The following is a 17,715-nucleotide window of genomic DNA, read 5'->3' on the forward strand; positions in this document are numbered from 1 at the left end:
GATTAGGGCGGTTAAGACCTAATGTATTCTTCAGAATCTTTTGGTTGATACACGTTGATTTTTGCTTGCGCCAATATGGTTTCTGCTTGATCGTTTATTGCGATAGTACAATCAAAAACAGATAAACCCTCTGCATCTTCAATTATGTGTGTTGCTGTTACTTTTAGGGTTTGCCCGAGTAGAAAATAACTCACATTTGGTGTGTATTTACGCGTGCCTAATAAAAAGCCAAATTTAATTTCGCCACCACTGGCGAGTTCATTTGCACCAGCCTTGGCAGCAATACATTGTGCCATATATTCAATACCAATATAGCTAGGCACACCTTGTTTATCGGATTGATAAAACTCACTATTTTCATTTATATTCACCAATACACAAGCAGTTGTTTGGTCAAATGACACTAACTCATCCACTAAACGCATGGGCTTTCTATGTTTTATTATTTCTTCAATGTCGTACATGATCGGTAACTGTTAACTCTTAAACGCATCTTAATTGGACTTAATATGCTTAGATAAAATTAAGCTGGCGTTATTACCACCAAAAGCATATGAATTTGACATACAGTGCTCTATTGTTGCTTTTGGTTGCTGCCCTTGTAGTAAATTTATTGTTTCAAGCGCGGTATCTACTTCACCAGAAATAGCCATTTTAGGATAACAATTATCTTGATTAAAATCACTCAACAATAACCAACATAATCCAGCTTCTAAAGCACCTGCGGCACCTAAACAATGACCATGTAATTGCTTACTCGCACTACAAGGAGTGCTAGCAGTGAATACTTGCGCTACAGCTTTAGCCTCCATGGCATCATTTTGAATAGTGCCAGTGCCATGTAAATTTATGTAGTTGATATGCTGCTCAGATAAATTAGCACGCGCTAATGCTGATAGCATCGCTTGTCGCGCGCCTTCTCCTTCAGGATGTGGGGCTGAAATGTGATGAGCATCGCTACTTTCACCAAAGCCTGTTAAGGCAATATCACTTGGCGATTTACTCATAATAAACAAAGCCGCAGCTTCACCAATATTGATACCACAACGTTGAGATTGAAATGGCAGTGTTTGGCTTGTTGAAATAGACTCTAACGCGTTGAAACCATTAATCGTCATACGGCATAAACTATCGACACCACCGGCAATAACAATATCGGCTAAACCTGCCGTTAATAATCGCTTGCCGCTAATCAAAGCTTTAGCACTTGAGGTGCAGGCGGTTGATATGCCGTAAACACTCGCATTGGCGCCAGATAAACCTGCTATGAATTCAGCGGTAGCGCCCATTTCTTGCATCTTGTAATGATAATCTTGGCTATGACTTTCGGTTGCTAAATAATCCTGCATAGATTGTTCACCACTGGCAATACCTGAAGTACTTGTACCAATGATCACGGCAATATTTACCGTACGTTGTAGCTCAGTGGTTAACTTGGCTTTTAGTTGCTCTAGTTGCTGGCTAATTTGTGAATAAGCCAACATGGCTAGCTGGTTATTGCGGGTATTTTCAAATTCACCGTGGCAAGATAAATCAGGTAATTGTTGCTGCACTTTGCCAATAACGGTATCAATACCAAAACTATCATCTGGCTGCATAAAACCTTGTTCACCAGCTAGAAAGTTAGCAAAAACGCTGCTTTTATCTGCGCCGAGTGAGCAAGTCAGCCCTAATTCATTTAAATAAACAGACACGTTTAATTTTCCACCATGTGCTTTTGTTCTTTTGATTCAATATGGTTAGCAGGTATCGTCCAACGCTCTAACTCTTTGATGGTGATTGTATAATCTCGTTCAAGGTTCATCAATTGACTGAATTCTGCTTGTTGGTGAATACGATAAATAACCTGATTAGCAAAGCGTATCTCTCGTTCATTATTTGCCTTTGTGGTTAATGTTGCTTGCGTCAAACCTTGAAGAAGGCTCGCTTCTGGCCACAGTACTAGTTGTAATTCAGCTAGAACTCTTAATGGCTCAATAGCAATATTTTTATCATAGTTTAGCTGCGCTGTAACAATGTTCCAATCAAGGTTGAATAAAGATAATCCTTCAACGGTTAGCCCTGACATAGCCAAATGAGATTTTGTCATTTCTACTTGTACTAGAAATTCATTTTCTTTACCTTGCTGTTCAACGTTAAATAACGCCAATATCCCTATGTTATGCAAGTCTTCCGGGATCGGCTGTAAGGTATAATTAATATCTTTGTTGAGTGCGACATCTTGTACATGTGTTAATTGACTAGCACACGCCGTGAGCAGTAGCACAGCAAATAAAAGCACCAGACGTAGCTTAAGCAATGTTGATACCCTCTCACTTATGGACATTATTAGCTAACCGCTTTGGTACAAACTAAAAGGCTATGTCCTAAACCAATATCATCTATTTGCTGTTCTATTTTTAAACCACTCTTTTCGACTAAGGCGATAAATTTATCGGCGGCATACATGCGGCTATTTCCGTTGGCAAAACAGGTAAAATATAATGATGTAGCATTTAAACTAAATGCAGCGGCATCAAATTTTTGAGCATCCCAGAAAGTTTCTAAAATTAATACTCGTTGTTCTCCTGAAATCCCGTTGGCAACATTGGTTAAAATCGTTTCAATTTGCGGCTCGGAGAAACAATCTAAAAATTGGCTCATCCAATAAACATCAGCATTTTCAGCCAAAACTTGTTGTGGATCTAACATGTCGCAAGGAAATGGTGTGAAACGATCTGCTAAACCAGCTTCAGAAATATTTTGCTGCGCTTTGGCTAATTGCGGAGGTAAATCCATGATGGTGACATTGACATTGTCATCATGTTGTAAGCATTTAGTGGCAAAACGTCCGGTATTGCCGCCAATATCAACAATATGTTTTGGTTTATTGGCAAAAACTAATGGTAAAATTTCATCAAAAGCATGATCAGAATAAAAGTGATCAAAGGCAAACCAGCTTGCTCGAGTTTTGTCAGGTAATTCAGGTAAATGAGGATATAATGTTGGCCAGTCACCAAAGACTTTCAACCCTTCAGGCTTACCCGTTTTAATCGACTCAGTTAGGTTTGCTAAGCCTTGATAACCAAAGTGTTGAGTGAAGTCGAAATTGACAACGGACATTTCATCATGCAATAAAAAGAATGCGACTTTAGTTAAACTATAACGAGGTAGGCTTGCTGAGTCATCATCACTTTTAGATACTGTAACTAAGCCGCAAGTTAAGGCAAAGTCTAACAGCACGCTGACACCATATTCACTGACATTTACCGCAGTTGCTATTTCATTTAATGGCACGCCTTTACGTCTATTTTTATCAATAAACTGCAAAATACCTAGCTCTTTCATTGCCACTGTTGCTTGGAAAATATAGGGAGAAAAAGCAATATGCTGTGCCATAGATTTAGCTGCTACAGCTGAAAGCTCATCTTGCTCAGGTAATTTAATCATTTAAGTATTTCCGTTTTTATTTTTAATCTTAGTTAAAGGAGTTAGGTGGCTTAGTAGCCATGCGAAAGAGATGCCTATTAGTAATGTTAAGCCAAAACTACTTACCGCAGGGGTTGTGCTATAGGTCATCACACCAAAAGTGATGGCCGATGATAGCGCCGATAAACCAATAGTATGACTGATTGTTTTTGTAACGCCATGGGCGCGAAGAAACACCACATAGTCAATTGCCAAAGTAATAATAAGTAAGCAGGCAAGTAGGTTGAAGATGTTTAAGCTAGTTTGAAAAAATTGACTAGTGAGTAAAGCAAGCCCGGCAGAAACTGTAGGTACTAGCAACATAATGATGGCGCTGGTTAAGCCAAAATATAAACTTAATATAATTAAGATCACTAGCATTGCAGGTACAACAAGTTGCAGAACATGAATTCTTACTTCAGACAATTGTGTAGACAGTGCTTGCGGCAAATTGACATAGTCTGCGTATTCGCTTTCGTTAACACTTTCTCTTTGCTCCGTTGATAATGGCGCACTGAGTAATAGTGCAGTCCAATATTGATTGGCCACTTCTTTAATATCTAAACCAATGTTGTCACGCAAAGAAGAAGGCATTAGCGCTAATGGTTTTGCTGTTGCTAGCTTTGATTCAACAGCATCTTTATCCAGATAAGATTCTATGGTTTGGTAATTGTTTGCACGCCAATTGGTTTTAAATAGATCGATATTTTGTTGTTGCTCAATCTTGGGTAATTGCCAATCTGAAATAGTTTTTAATTCAGCCCCTTGAGAACGTAATTGCTTAGATAGTTGTAGCGTGTTTTTTAGTAAATTATCCGCTGTATCCCCTGAAACGAGGACCATGTATGGGTATATATTTTCGCCAGTTAAATCGGCGACTTGCTGTTCTTCTTGAATTAGTGACGGTGAAGAGGTGTTTAAGTTGGCTATATTGTCATTAAAGTTAAGTTGAGGAATAGTAACGATAAAAACAATTGACGCTATAACAAGGTAGCTAAAATTTTGTTTAGGTAAGCGCGCCGCAAAAGGAGTTCCACTGTGACTTACTTTGATACAAGGGAGAAGTAATAAAGCACTTAAATAAGCACCAAGTAAGCCGAAACCGACAAAGACAACCACTTGATGTAGCAGGTTAATCGGAGTGGTGAAAAATAAGCTGTAGCCAGCAATAGTAGACATTAAAGCAATAGTTAAGGGGACAACAACTTTTTTACGAGTATCATGTGCTGAGCCTTGACTGTGCTGGCGCAGGACAAGGACATGAAAACCGTAATCGACGGCGATGCCTAAGATACTGACAGCAAAGACTAATGCCAATAAATGAATGGAGGAAAATGATAATAGTAACGCCGTAATACCCACCAACAGTGCACTGGCAATCACGAGCAAACAAGCGAGTAATGGCATAACCGCCCTAAAGGCGAATACGATAATGATGATCACCCCAATAAGTGATAATACGCCAAAACTACTTATTTCAGCTTGAGCTTGTAAGCTTGCCGATGCTGAGTGCAAAATCATGCCCGTCATGAGTAGATCACTATCGGAAGACTCTTGTATAACTGAAGATGAATACTTTGCTTTTACTGCCTGTAGATCTTGATAAACGATGGCAGAATCTCGAATATTAGCATAGCTAGGTTTAAGGGTAATAAAGATAGGGATATAGTTTATATCCGCTCCAGCAAGCATGAATTCTTGTTGCTTAAATTTCCAATTAGCTGTGTCTTTAGAGTTAGTGAGTAATCGCTCTTTAAGATAATTAGCTAAAGTTAATGTCGCATCACTAGTTAACGATTGACTAACAATTGGGTCAGCCCATTGGTCTAATAAAGTAAAGTAATTATCAGTTATCGCTTGCGTTTGATTACTATCTAATGCCTGAGTTAACTCATCTTTTTGCTTAGAAGCTAAGTAACTATAAGGAGAGTCACCGTAATAGCTAATTAACGCTTGTAACTGGTCAGAATTTAATGGATTGCTGTAAATGCTCGATAGCCAAGGTTTGGTTTTTAATTGCGCACGTATTTCACTTGCCATATCCGCAGCTTGGGCAAGGCTCTTATGACCAACTAGCATAAGCACTTTGTTTTGGTAGTTTTTACCTAGAGCGATGGCGGCTTGATGTTTAGCAGAATCTATTTCAAGTGCAGCTAATAACCCAGCATCGTAGCTTTGTTCATGATTGGATAATTTAACCGTTAATAATAGACAGCAAATTCCTATCATTAACAGCCATAAGGCTAGATAGAATTTATCACTTAACTTAGACAAATCCTTAATCAAAATAAACTAGCTCCTCAGGCATTATGTCATCTGATGAAAGCTGTAATTCAATTTTAGTACTGTTTTCACTTGGCTCTAATAGCGTTATGCTTGCAGGAAGCTTTTCCCCAACATCAGTTAAATAAGTACAGAGTGTAATTTGCTTAAATAGTTTAGCTAAGGCTTCGCTTTTTGGCGTTAGTGCTAAACATTGTTCTTGAGAGCTGGTTGCCGTTGATAAAGTTTCTGAGACAAAAAAAGCATTTAATTTTTCTTCGTCAGCAGAAAATAACGCCAAAAAGAAATCATTATCAAGTTGGGCTTCTTTTACTCGTTCACCCTGTTTATTAATACTGTAAACGCCACCTTGGGCAAATAACTTTGTTGCTTGCACTGGTGTTTTTGTTTGCCAAAGTAGCCCTTTGGATGGGTAATAAATATAATCGCCAGTTGAGATAAAAGGGCGTTTTAACGGCTTAATAACTTTATGCTGGTTAAATGTACCTTTTAAGGGGACTGCTAAGGTCAGTTGAGGAGCAATAACCTCAACTTCTTTAGCTTTAGTGAATATCGAGAAAGACAATAAAACACCAATAAAAACGAATGTTAATAATTTCTTGTTGTTAAGTGTATTTCTGGCGAAAGCAATCATCTTAAATATCACCCAGCGCTAATAATAATGGCTGTAATTTTTGGATTAAAATGGCCGGAGACTCTAGTTGTAACTCTTCAGCTTCAAGGCTTACTGCAGCTTGTATAGTATGGCCTTTAGTTAATTTAGCACCTGTGGCTTTATCAGTAATCAAGTAGTTAATTTTGATTCTGTGCTCATATTCCACCAAAGTTGCGGTTACTGTAATGAGCTGTGAAAATTTAGCTGAGCCGACATATTTTAGGCGCATATCCACAATGGGCCATAAATAACCAGAATCAACCATATCTAGATAGTCGTAATTAAATAAACGGAGCAATTGGCAGCGAGCCACTTCAAAATATCTGGGATAATTTCCATGCCAAACCACATTCATTGGATCGCAATCATGAAAGGGAATTTCGATATCAACAGAGGTAGTGATGTACTTTTGTTTACTCATATAGTGACCATCGTTGCTCTTGAATATGGATTACTGTGGCTCTTAAAACACCTTCTAGTGGTCTATCTTCGGTGACTAATTCAAAAAACTCACCAATATCTGCAAGCATTTCAGCAACCGGCTCAGATAAAGTATCACGGTTAAGCTCATTTTGTTTAATGCGCAGTGTTACGGCTTGATAGCTGGCGAGTAGCATTGCGGCAACCACTTGTTCAGTAAGTTGTAAAACACGCAAGCAATCTCTGGCAGCAATGGTGCCCATACTGACTTTGTCTTGATTATGACATTCAGTTGAGCGGGAAAACACACTTGCTGGCATCGTTAACTTTAGGGCTTCTGCAGTCCATGCTGATGCGCCAATTTGTACCGCTTTAAAGCCATGGTTAATGGCAACACGTTCAGGTTCGGCTGCTGATAAATTAGCAGGTAAACCATTGTTATATTTGACATCGACTAAGCTAGCCATTTGTCTATCAAGTAGATCTGAAATATTGGCAACAGCCGTCTTCATGCTATCCATTGCCATGGCAATATGGCCGCCATAGAAATGACCACCATGTAGCACATGCTCGCCAACACCATCAATAATCGGATTGTCATTGGCACTATTGAGTTCATTCTCAATAAATTGTCTCAGCCAAGGCAAAGAGTCGGCAAGAACGCCAATAACATGTGGTGCACAACGAATAGAATATCTGTCTTGTAAGCGATGTGAGTTTCTTGGGTGGTGGTGATGATGTAAATCGTGTTGGATCCACGAGGCAACATCAGCTTGACCTTGGTGTGGTTTTACCGAAAATAAAATGTCATCAAAGTGATTACTATTGCCTTTTAAAGCTAAGCTACTTAATGCGGTAATTCTGGCAGAAAGCTTGGTTAAATAGGCGGCACGGTCGTATGCTTGGCAAGCGAGTGCTGTCATAACCGCAGTACCATTCATGATTGCCAAGCCCTCTTTAGGGCGTAACGTAATTGGCGTTAGATTTTCATTGGCAAGGGCGACTTTTGCGGCGACTTTTTTACCTTGATAATAGACATCACGCTCACCACAAAGTGTGGCAGCGACATAGGATAGTGGTGTTAAATCGCCACTGGCTCCCACTGATCCTTCTTGAGGGATAACAGGAGTAATATCATTATTTAAAAAAGCGGTAATCTGTCTTAATAATGGCCAACTTACTCCTGAGTAACCTCTACTTAACGATGCTAATCGAGTTGCTAAAATGGCTCTACCTTGCTCAGGAGTAAAGTAATCACCAAGGCCACAACCATGAAACCTTGTTAAATGCAGTGGTAATTCATTGGCCAGTTGAGCAGGAATTTCTACTGTACATGATTCGCCGTAACCTGTGGTTACGCCGTAAATAACGCCATCTTCTTTTAACAGCGTATCTAAAAATGCAACGCCGGCATCAATTTTTTTAGTAAACTCTTGATCATCAGCAAGGGCGACTTTTTGCTTGTTTTTAGCAATGGCGACTATGTCTTCAATCGTTAATGCTGCTGCCCCAAAGTCGGTGGTGGCACTGTTTTCTAACATACTTACAATCCTACTTATTACTACGATTAGCTATTCGAGTTTTTATGTGCTCTTTTGCTGTTGTCTTGTTGCCAAAAATCAAAAAAATTAAACCACTGCAACGGATATTGTGCGCAATATTTTTCTAATGTTTTCGCATAGTTATTTACTAAGTTAGTTAACTCTGTCTGACGAGTTTTTCTCGTCCATTGAACGCCAGTAGTTAACTCTTCAAAAATTAAATTATATCTTTTGTTATTGCTTGCTTGAGATTTTAAGCAAAACATCATCAAAACGGGACATTGTAAAATACCGGCAAGAATAAAAGGCCCTTGGGAAAATGGTGCTTTTTCACCTAAAAAATCACTATAAATTACACGGCCAGCTACTGTTGTTGAAGTTCTATCACCGGCAATAACAACGTATTCACCTTGAGCTATTTTATCTTGCAGTATCATAGCAAGATCTGGCCCCATTTCTGTGACTTCAATTAAATTAATTTTAACGTCATTATTTAAGGTATTAATAAAGTCATTAAATTTTGCAGCATGTTCGGTAAACACCAGTACATTGAAACATGCAGCGGTGTTGTCTTTTGAAAGCGCTCTACATATCTCTAAATTACCTAAGTGAGAGCCAATAATCAACGCACCTTGCTTCTGCTGCAATAAGGGTTCAAAAATAGGGTAATTAATATGATTGATTGAGTTCATTGATATTTTACCCAACCAAACATCGACCTTATCTAATGCAGCAAAGCCCATGGCAAGAAAGTGCTGATAACTCATCCATATAGTTGGCTTTTTATTGAGATAGCCTGATTGATGCAATTTGTGTAAGTATTTTTGGGATGCTAATCGACTAGCTTTACCGCTCACAAAGAAATAAAAAATAACCGGATACAAGAAAAATGCTGCCAGATAGCGACCACCATATTGATAAAGGGTGAAAATAACCTTTAAGCCTAGGTGAGAGCCGCGTTCAGTGACTGACGACCAGTGATTGTTTGCCATTAGTGGCCCCGGGAATTATTTTTAGCGGGCTTTATGGTTATGCTACTTAAGCGCTGGGTTATAAGATAGGGGAGGCGGATAAGCATACCTAGTACTAGGCGGGTATGTAGCCAACTAATTAACACATTATCATGCAGCGCACGAAAATGAGATTGACCGTCTTCAGGGTATTCAACTTTAGTTGGGGTAAATATCACCTTAATATTTCGCCAAAAAAGTCGCACCATGATCTCGATATCAAAATCCATGCGCTTGCCCAAGTTAACTTGTTTTAGTAGCTGACATGTCGCTGCTAATGGGTAGATACGAAAACCGCACATGGTGTCTTTGACTTGTAAAGATAGGGTTTCAATATGCACCCAAAAATGAGTAATTGAGCGTCCCCATAGTCGTCCTTTGGGAATGGTATCATCATAGACGGGTTGACCACTGATTAACGCTTCGGGAAATTGGCTCGACAAATTCAGTAGGGTGGTAATATCATCAAGATCGTGCTGACCGTCAGCATCCACTTGTAAGGCGTGGCTGTAGCCCAATTTCTCTGCAGTTAATAAACCGCTAATAACCGCGCCACCTTTACCTTGATTGGTTTTATGGCGTATTAAATGGATTTCTTGTTGTGCAGTACTAATTTTATCAAGGACGTCGCTATGTGCTTGGCTGCTGGCATCATCAACAATAATGACGGCTAAGCCTTTAGATAACAAAGCTTGACTAATGTCAGCTAATTTCTCACTGTGGTTAAAGCTTGGAATAATTGCACAAGTTAGCTGTTTGGTTGTCATCAAGCCATTTCCACGCGTGCAGAGGAGTACTTTTCATTGCCGTCACTATAGCTAAAGGTAAATTTCGTCTGAGATTTTTTAATGATTTCTAGTTGTACTGTCATATCTGGTAGTAGCAATTTTTGAAACTTTAGCACGCTAACATTTTGTACGTCCCCTTGCATGCCCAAGTACTCACGTGCAAATTCAACTGCCCAAGATAGTTGAACCACACCTGGGGCAATTGGAGCACTGTCAAAGTGACCTTTAAAACATCGTAACCCTGCATCTATCGTAAGCATTAATACGACGCCATCGCTGGACTGCTCAATTGAGTTGATACTAGGGGTTATGTCTTGTACATGCTTTTTCATTGGTTTTCTTGCTCTAATTAAAAAGTTCTACTAATTCAGCTTTTACTAACTTACCTTGCTTATTAAAAGGAAGTTTCTGTATAAAGCGCCATTTTCTTGGTAATAATGACGCCTCAAAGACAGTGAGTAATGCTTGTTTACATTCATCAACTAAGTGCTTTTTTTGCTTAATATTCTCAGGAAGTAATTCATCCTGTGCTAATTCTATCACAGCAACTAACGAGGCTTTATTTTTGCTAGAATCTAACATAAAACAGTGACAGCTAGTTATTATTGGTAGGCAGGTTAATACACTTTCCATTTCGTCTAACGACAATCTTTTCTCATATAGTTTAATAATACGATCAACCCTGCCTAGTAGGTTGAACATTCGTCCGTTAAGCTCAACGATATCATCAGTTTTGTAACGCTCATCATGGGGCAAAAATTTAGATTGAAGTATTAAGGTATTGTCATCAGCTAACGTAACTTGATGCGTTGGAAACAACTGCCATTGGGTATTGTTCATTTGCTGTCGCCAAGCAATACCACCTGTTTCCGTACTGCCATATATTTCAGTAATCACTTGCTGAGTTAAAGAGAAAAAGTCATAGGCTACTTGATTACTTAACGCGCCACCCGAGCAAAAAATTTGCTTTATTTTTTGCGATGACGGCTTGGATAAGTGCTGGCTAGTGCGAGATAAGTAACTCGGGCTTGAAACTAGTGCTATCTCATTGAATGTTTTACATAGATGTTCGACTTGCTCAGGGTACTCAATGGTTTCACAAATGATATTTTTGTCTGTAAATATTGGCCATAAAAGTTTAAATAATATGCCATATATGTGTTTATGAGTGACGGTAGATAAGACAATATTGTGCTGTTCAGAGAATAAGTCCTGCAGACAGTTAACCTCATTAGCTAGCTGGTACCAATATTTTGTTATTGCCTTAGCTTGACCCGTAGAGCCTGAAGTAAATAAGGTAATGCACACCTCATCACTAATTGTTAACTTCTCTAAACTAGTTGGGGTATGGTTGGCAGAATGATTACGCGTAAAGTTTTCTAGCTCATGGTCATCATTAGTGGAATTAAAATCACCAATACTTATGTCAGCCAATTCACTTGCTTGTCGGATACGTTCAAGCTGATTACTTTGGGCTAAAATGATATTTTTTTTGGCGACTAATAAAGCGAAAAAATATTGACTAAATTGATAAAAATCATCGTCATACAAAAGCCAGTTATTTTCATCATACTGATTGATTTCTTGGGCTAATGTTAAACATTCTGTTGCCCATTGTTGACCAGAAATTTGCTGTTCACCGCAATAGAAAACACTCTGAGTGTTAGCCGGAAAAGTGCTTGTATCAAGAGTCATGTAATTTTTGCACCCTTAGTCTTACCAAATACTCACTAGCAAACAGTACCGCCATTAATATATAGGCGATGAAGCCGTTATATAGCGTCCAAACCTCAAGGCTGGTGAAGAATGCGGTGTAGCTAGCAATTAAGCCATTAATAATAAAAAAAGCTAACCATACTTTTGTCACAGTGCGGGTATAAATGACTGCATGAGGCGGTAGATCTTTTTGCGTTAATCTAGCAAGACGCTCAATAATGGGAGGCGGAGTGATTAACGAGTTAGCGAAGATTAAGGCAAGTGCCGTATTGATGATGATGGGATAAAATAATAACCCAATATCTGTAGAAAAAACAAAACTCAATAGCAATAACACCAGCACCAATAATGAGATGATTTTACTGGCTAAAGGGCTTAGTATGCTGTCGTTATTTTTATTTTGGTTCTTTTTTAAAATAAGAATGCGCAAGATGAATAACGACAATAATAAAAAACTCACCCAGCGTACTGAAAGCTCAGCTAAACCATAAAACACTACTATTGGGTATAGCAGCGTCACTATGGCTAGAATGATTTTTATTATTAGATTTTGATACATTGAGGTGCAGTCTTTAAAAACACTAAGCTGCTGAAGAAAGCTCGATTAAAGCGTTAACTATATCTCCAATGGTACGTACTTGCTTGAATGACTCAGGGGCAATCTTTTTACCGGTAATTTCACGTAATCGAACCACCAAATCTACAGCGTCAATGCTATCTAAATCTAATTCTTCATATAATTGAGCATCCAGATTAATATCTTCTGCTGGTATTTCAAATTCATCAACCAATAATTCGGTTAACATTGACAATATTTCTTCTTTACTTTGCATGGTGTTCTCAATACTAATGTTGTTCGATAAATTGAACTAGGTTGTTAATTGAATAAAAGTGTTCTTTAGTTTTTTCTGAAGTAGCTTCAATTTTAACATCAAAGGTTTTTTTGATTGCTAAACCAAGCTCTAAAGCATCAATGGAATCTAAGCCTAAGCCTTCACCGAATAACGGTTCATCATCGATAATATCTTCAGGCGAAATATCTTCTAAATCAAGAGTCTCTATGATTAATGATTTTAAAATAGTGCGAGTATCAGCCATTTAATCCTAATTCCTTACAAAAATACTGCTGGGTTTCACGAGTCAGTGATCTTACTGCTAATGAAGTGTTCGTTTGGTCAAAATATTTACTATTATCAATAGCAGCTTGCGCTGTTAAAGTAACAACAAACTTTTTATGTGGCACATCATACCACGATTCTTTTTTAGTTAGTGTACTTGGTTTTACTGAAATGAAGATTGGTTGGTAATTTGCTTGGCAACGTATAGCAATATTGGCAGCACCACGCTTAAATATGAGTGGTTCGCCGTTGACACTGCGAGTACCTTCAGGAAAAACAACGATATTTGAGCCAGAGTTTAGACTTTTTTTGCAGTCATCGAACAATTGATCTGAGTTTGTATTATCAATATAACCAACTCTTTTCACCACGCCACGTAAAAAAGGGTTTTTAAACAAGGCGGATTTAACCACACAGTCAGCATTGGGTACATAAGCAATAATTAAAACTACATCGATAAGTGATGGGTGATTGGCTATAACTACTTGCTGTCGCATAGTGCGAAGTTGCTCAATATTTTCCAACTTTACCTGCATAATGCCCAGTAATTGCATGAGCTTTATAAACCAATAAAAAGCCTTATGTATTGTATACCGAGCATTTTTTTTGCGTTTATCTTTGTTGCGTACTATTAATGATTGAATGGGGAAAATGATTGAAGAGATAACTAACGCGCCCAATCCGAAAGTAGCAAAGCAAAAACCGGTAGCTAAAACGCGCCAATAATAATTAATACGCGACATTAATGAAAACCTAAAGAAATTGAATAGTTACCGCTATTTAGTGGCGTATTACTTTGCAGATAAAATTGACGGATAAAATCAACACTTAAATCTGCTCTATCTTCTTTATTGGCTATTACTTCGTCTAGGCTAACGTTAATATTGGCTAGGCTATCATTAGTTTCTTCACAGGAAATAACCATAGTTATGCAGCGTGCGGGTTTATGGGGCTCAAAGCGACGATATTCATTAGGTACATCAAAGTCACAAAACGTGAAAATTACCGCTGTATTCTCTTGCTGACATTGCATCAAAGCTTCTATTAGCCCTTCAGTAAAAGTATTCACTCCAGCACTAACCGTGGTGGTGGCAGCTGTATTTTGTGTTGAAATACTAAATAAACCTGTGGTTGCATTATGAACGGATAATGCAAACTGTGTGGGTGATAAGTCTTCACCCAAAGCAGCACTTTTAATTAGTTTGACTGTTTTAGCTAGGTCACCATGCTGGGAAGCAAATATTAACGGTAAATTTAGAGAAAAAACGCTAGGAATATCCAAGCAGTGCAGGGCAACTTTGCTAAAAGGGCTCAGTCTTCTTAATTGTGCCTTAGGATAAAATTGTGGTTTAGGCGGGGTAAATTCCTCAGGAAGGTTTAAATCACCTTTCGCCCACAACGAGAGTTCACTCTCGTTGTCAATTCCTTGCAGCCAGACTTTAAAATTGTTTATATAAGCTTTCATTATTAGTTTTTGTAGCTTTTACGCTATGATCTAGCTTCTTATTTTAGTAACAATTATTTTATCAAAGTGGCATTTGTTCTACAAACTCAGTTTTTATTATGATGAACTATCATTTACATACATTTTCAGCCCTGAATCGTGATTTTTATGTGGCCGAATTATTGAACATAAAGGGTTGTGAAGATTCATGTGTCGGCTATTTAAGTGCCGAAGAGTTAATCGTGCTAGGGAAGCGAAAGCGTAAGAAAGCTGAATATATTTTTAGTCGCTTTATTGTTAAAAAGGTGGCGGGATTAAGTATTGAACAAGCCAGCAATATGACCGTAAAGTACTGTGCTGAATTAAATACCGCTGGAATATTCTTACAAAAGACCCTCAAGAAAAAACTTTCATTAAGCCATAGTGGCCAATTTGTCGCCTTTAGTTTTTGTGAGCTAAATGAGAATGTAGGTATTGATATTGAAATATTAGCGGAGAGAAAAATTAAACCATTAATTGAAGCGTTTTTTAGTGCGACAGATCAAAAAATGATAAATGCCGCGGAAAAACCTATGGAGTGTTTTTATCAATTATGGACAGAAAAAGAAGCGGTTACAAAATTGATGAATACTTCAATATTTACATTAATGTCGATACCTTCTATAGAACTGCAGCGAAAACACTCTCTTCATAGTGAAATAGGTGATGATTACGCAGTAACCATTGCAAGAAATAAAAATGAAAACTCAATCTAGCTTTTAGTGTTTAGGTTAGTTATTAAGTCTAAATAATGTCCAGTACTTTATTTAGTTAAGTTGAGGCAAAGGTAAATTAGTAAAACCTTGCACCTGAATCTAAACTGTATATACTAACAGTGTAAATAAATACAGGACTTTGCCTAGAAAGGAAAAGCTTATGTCAGCTATAAATGAATTAAAGCCTTTAACAAATCGTCAACAACAGATATTTGATCTGATCAAAGAAGCAATTAATGACACTGGAATGCCACCAACACGTGCAGAAATTGCAGAGTTTTTTGGTTTTAAATCAGCCAATGCTGCAGAAGAGCATTTAAAGGCACTGGCTAAAAAGGGTTACATTGAAATGTTACCTGGCACCTCTCGAGGTATACGCTTAGCAGAACAGTTCACCCAAGAAGAAGGTTTGCCATTAATTGGCCGTGTCGCTGCTGGCGAACCTATTTTGGCAGAAGAACATGTTGAAGATCATTATCAAATGGATGGTAATCTGTTTCATCCACCAGCAGATTACTTATTACGTGTTAATGGCGAAAGTATGAAAGACATTGGTATTTTAGATGGTGATTTACTTGCGGTACATCAAACGACGGATGTACAAAACGGTCAGGTCATTGTGGCTCGTGTTGAAAACGATGTGACAGTGAAGCGCTTTAAGCGAGAAGGAAATGTCGTTTATTTACATGCAGAAAATGAAGAGTTTTCACCCATTAAAGTTGATTTAAGCTCTCAAGAATTTAATATCGAAGGTATTGCTGTTGGCATTATTCGCAGTGGCAGTTGGATGTAATTAATACCAACCTTTGTAAAAATGGGTAAATGGTTGAGCTGCATTGTGAGCTCAACTTACCTTTAAAACCTCCTCAATTATTCAATTCCTATCAAAAATAATCTGGTCATTAAATGAGCATGTCCAAGTACTTAAGTCATAATGAATAATATTCATCCAAATTATAGTTAAAATTCATACAGCCCATGTACACAAGGCTATAGCTCAACTTAGAGCTCTTACTCTATTGAAATTGTTAGTGTTTATTTTTATATAGCTAAAATATTGTTTGACCTAGATCAAATTTTGAGTGATTCTAGAACAGTAATCGAACAAAAAATAACTGTACAAAAATAATAAGACGTTAGTGCGCTATTCGATAACTGAGTTTCATATCTAAACTTTCTCTGATGGGAGAGTGCTACTCAACGTCAGTTAATTTACTAAAAATATAATAACAAAATTAACAGATAATCAGTTGAATGAGTTGTGATGTACATGACTGTGTTTCTGTTTTCTATTTTTTTATATCCTATTCTAAGCGATGAAAAGTCCTGAACTACTCTTCACGTTGAATTGGTATTGATAGAGGAGAGGTTGAGTGAGTAGAAGTATCCAACGTTGGTTGTTGGGGGGGGGGCTGTTTGTTAGTAGTCTGCTTTCCTGTACAGCTTGGGCAGATTCACAGTTAAATCTGACCAAGGGGGTAACAGCAATTAGTGAAGAAGTATATGACTTACATATGTTTGCTCTTTATATATGTACTGTTATTGGTGTTATTGTCTTCGGCGCTATGTTTTGGTCCATGGCTTTTCATCGAAAATCAAAAGGCGTAAAAGCTGCTGATTTCCATGAAAGTACCTTAGTAGAAATACTGTGGACAGCAATACCTATCCTTATTCTCATTGCTATGGCCGTTCCGGCAACACACACTTTGATTGCCATGGAAAACAATGACAATTCTGAAGTCACCATTCAAGTAACCGGTTCTCAATGGAAATGGCATTACAAATATTTTGATCAGGACATTGAGTATTACTCGGTTCTTTCTACTCCAAGAGAAGAATACGAAAATCAAAATGGTACTTTTGACGGTACTGGCGCAAGCAAAAATGTCAATTATCTACTTGAAGTAGATAAGCCTCTCGTTATACCAGCTAATAAAAAAGTTCGTTTTCTTATTACTTCTGATGATGTAATTCATTCTTGGTGGGTTCCAGCGTTTGCAGTTAAGCAAGATGCTAACCCTGGTTTTATTAATGAAGCGTGGACTAAAGTAGATGTACCTGGCGTATATCGTGGACAATGTGCGGAGCTATGTGGTAAAGATCATGGCTATATGCCGGTTGTAGTCGAAGTTAAGTCAGAACAGGATTACGCGTTATGGCTTGATGAGCAAAAGGCTTTAGTAGCACAGGCAAAAGAAGCAGAAAAAGCATCATTAAGTGCTTCCATGTCTGAAGATGAATTAATGCAATTGGGTGAATCAACTTATATTGCTCATTGTGCATCATGTCATCAACCTACTGGTTTAGGTTTACCGCCAACATTCCCAGCATTAAAAGGAAGTCTTGTTGCAACAGAGGGCTCTATTATTGATCACATCAAAATCGTACAAAATGGTAAGGGTATGATGCCTCCATTTGGCAAGCAATTGAGTTTAGCTGAAGTTGCCGCAGTTGTTACTTATGAGCGTAATGCTTGGGGCAATAATACTGGTGATTTGGTGCAAAGTTCAGATGTTAATGCGGCTAGCGGGGAGTAAA

20 protein-coding genes are annotated in these 17,715 nt (G+C 38.0%); 3 read left to right on the forward strand and 17 right to left on the reverse strand.

All coding sequences use genetic code 11. The features are described from left to right. Window positions 1-11: 11 nt before the first annotated feature. From AC27IF_RS12310 to AC27IF_RS12390, 17 genes are read right to left on the reverse strand one after another with little or no spacing between them, the layout of a single operon-like run. Window positions 12-464, reverse strand: a complete 453-nt coding sequence (locus tag AC27IF_RS12310) for a hotdog family protein (protein ID WP_487054633.1) — start codon at window positions 462-464, stop codon at window positions 12-14. A gap of 30 nt (window positions 465-494) precedes the next feature. Next, window positions 495-1,694: a beta-ketoacyl-ACP synthase gene (locus tag AC27IF_RS12315; RefSeq protein ID WP_487054634.1), complete on the reverse strand. Its 1,200-nt coding sequence runs from the start codon at window positions 1,692-1,694 to the stop codon at window positions 495-497. A gap of 2 nt (window positions 1,695-1,696) precedes the next feature. Beyond that, window positions 1,697-2,299 (reverse strand): DUF3261 domain-containing protein, encoded by a 603-nt coding sequence (locus AC27IF_RS12320; RefSeq protein WP_487054635.1) that lies wholly within the window; start codon window positions 2,297-2,299, stop codon window positions 1,697-1,699. Window positions 2,300-2,328: 29 nt separating this feature from the next. After that, the gene (locus tag AC27IF_RS12325) at window positions 2,329-3,429 is read right to left on the reverse strand and encodes an SAM-dependent methyltransferase (RefSeq protein ID WP_487054636.1); all 1,101 of its coding nucleotides are present in this window, start codon (window positions 3,427-3,429) and stop codon (window positions 2,329-2,331) included. Next, entirely contained in the window at window positions 3,430-5,676 is a 2,247-nt protein-coding gene (locus AC27IF_RS12330) for an MMPL family transporter (protein ID WP_487054637.1), read from the reverse strand. Window positions 5,677-5,725: 49 nt separating this feature from the next. Then, window positions 5,726-6,364: a LolA family protein gene (locus AC27IF_RS12335; RefSeq protein ID WP_487054638.1), complete on the reverse strand. Its 639-nt coding sequence runs from the start codon at window positions 6,362-6,364 to the stop codon at window positions 5,726-5,728. 1 nt (window position 6,365) lies between these two features. Beyond that, a complete protein-coding gene (locus AC27IF_RS12340; RefSeq protein WP_487054639.1) occupies window positions 6,366-6,806 on the reverse strand; it encodes an acyl-CoA thioesterase in 441 nt (146 codons plus the stop codon). Beyond that, entirely contained in the window at window positions 6,799-8,346 is a 1,548-nt protein-coding gene (locus AC27IF_RS12345) for an HAL/PAL/TAL family ammonia-lyase (protein ID WP_487054640.1), read from the reverse strand. The genes AC27IF_RS12340 and AC27IF_RS12345 overlap by 8 nt, the downstream gene beginning before the upstream one ends. 26 nt (window positions 8,347-8,372) lie before the next feature. Then, window positions 8,373-9,338, reverse strand: coding sequence for a lysophospholipid acyltransferase family protein (locus AC27IF_RS12350; protein WP_487054641.1), 966 nt, complete (start codon window positions 9,336-9,338; stop codon window positions 8,373-8,375). After that, window positions 9,338-10,123 carry a glycosyltransferase family 2 protein gene (locus AC27IF_RS12355; RefSeq protein ID WP_487054719.1) on the reverse strand — a complete coding sequence of 262 codons (786 nt, stop codon included), beginning with the start codon at window positions 10,121-10,123 and terminating at the stop codon, window positions 9,338-9,340. The genes AC27IF_RS12350 and AC27IF_RS12355 overlap by 1 nt, the downstream gene beginning before the upstream one ends. Beyond that, window positions 10,123-10,476: an ApeI family dehydratase gene (locus tag AC27IF_RS12360; protein WP_487054642.1), complete on the reverse strand. Its 354-nt coding sequence runs from the start codon at window positions 10,474-10,476 to the stop codon at window positions 10,123-10,125. The genes AC27IF_RS12355 and AC27IF_RS12360 overlap by 1 nt, the downstream gene beginning before the upstream one ends. A 13-nt stretch (window positions 10,477-10,489) precedes the next feature. Beyond that, entirely contained in the window at window positions 10,490-11,839 is a 1,350-nt protein-coding gene (locus tag AC27IF_RS12365; RefSeq protein ID WP_487054643.1) for an AMP-binding protein, read from the reverse strand. Continuing rightward, complete coding sequence (locus AC27IF_RS12370) at window positions 11,829-12,419, reverse strand: COG4648 family protein (RefSeq protein WP_487054644.1); 591 nt, start codon at window positions 12,417-12,419, stop codon at window positions 11,829-11,831. Before AC27IF_RS12370 ends, AC27IF_RS12365 begins: the two co-directional genes overlap by 11 nt. Window positions 12,420-12,441: 22 nt before the next feature. Further along, window positions 12,442-12,693, reverse strand: a complete 252-nt coding sequence (locus tag AC27IF_RS12375; RefSeq protein WP_487054645.1) for an acyl carrier protein — start codon at window positions 12,691-12,693, stop codon at window positions 12,442-12,444. A gap of 13 nt (window positions 12,694-12,706) precedes the next feature. Further along, window positions 12,707-12,958, reverse strand: coding sequence for a phosphopantetheine-binding protein (locus AC27IF_RS12380; protein WP_487054646.1), 252 nt, complete (start codon window positions 12,956-12,958; stop codon window positions 12,707-12,709). After that, window positions 12,951-13,721 (reverse strand): lysophospholipid acyltransferase family protein, encoded by a 771-nt coding sequence (locus AC27IF_RS12385; protein WP_487054647.1) that lies wholly within the window; start codon window positions 13,719-13,721, stop codon window positions 12,951-12,953. The genes AC27IF_RS12380 and AC27IF_RS12385 overlap by 8 nt, the downstream gene beginning before the upstream one ends. Then, the gene (locus tag AC27IF_RS12390; protein WP_487054648.1) at window positions 13,721-14,443 is read right to left on the reverse strand and encodes a beta-ketoacyl synthase chain length factor; all 723 of its coding nucleotides are present in this window, start codon (window positions 14,441-14,443) and stop codon (window positions 13,721-13,723) included. The genes AC27IF_RS12385 and AC27IF_RS12390 overlap by 1 nt, the downstream gene beginning before the upstream one ends. Window positions 14,444-14,541: 98 nt before the next feature. Here AC27IF_RS12390 and AC27IF_RS12395 point away from each other — a divergent pair, with 98 nt between their 5' ends. The 3 genes from AC27IF_RS12395 (at window position 14,542) to coxB (ending at window position 17,714) form a co-directional block, all read left to right on the forward strand. Further along, window positions 14,542-15,177 (forward strand): 4'-phosphopantetheinyl transferase family protein, encoded by a 636-nt coding sequence (locus AC27IF_RS12395; protein WP_487054649.1) that lies wholly within the window; start codon window positions 14,542-14,544, stop codon window positions 15,175-15,177. A 160-nt stretch (window positions 15,178-15,337) separates the two neighbouring features. Further along, window positions 15,338-15,970 carry a transcriptional repressor LexA gene (gene lexA, locus AC27IF_RS12400; protein ID WP_487054650.1) on the forward strand — a complete coding sequence of 211 codons (633 nt, stop codon included), beginning with the start codon at window positions 15,338-15,340 and terminating at the stop codon, window positions 15,968-15,970. A 580-nt stretch (window positions 15,971-16,550) separates the two neighbouring features. Then, the gene (coxB, locus tag AC27IF_RS12405; RefSeq protein ID WP_487054651.1) at window positions 16,551-17,714 is read left to right on the forward strand and encodes a cytochrome c oxidase subunit II; all 1,164 of its coding nucleotides are present in this window, start codon (window positions 16,551-16,553) and stop codon (window positions 17,712-17,714) included. Window position 17,715: the final 1 nt, after the last annotated feature.

It is taken from the genome of Colwellia sp. KS18-150 (assembly GCF_057551365.1).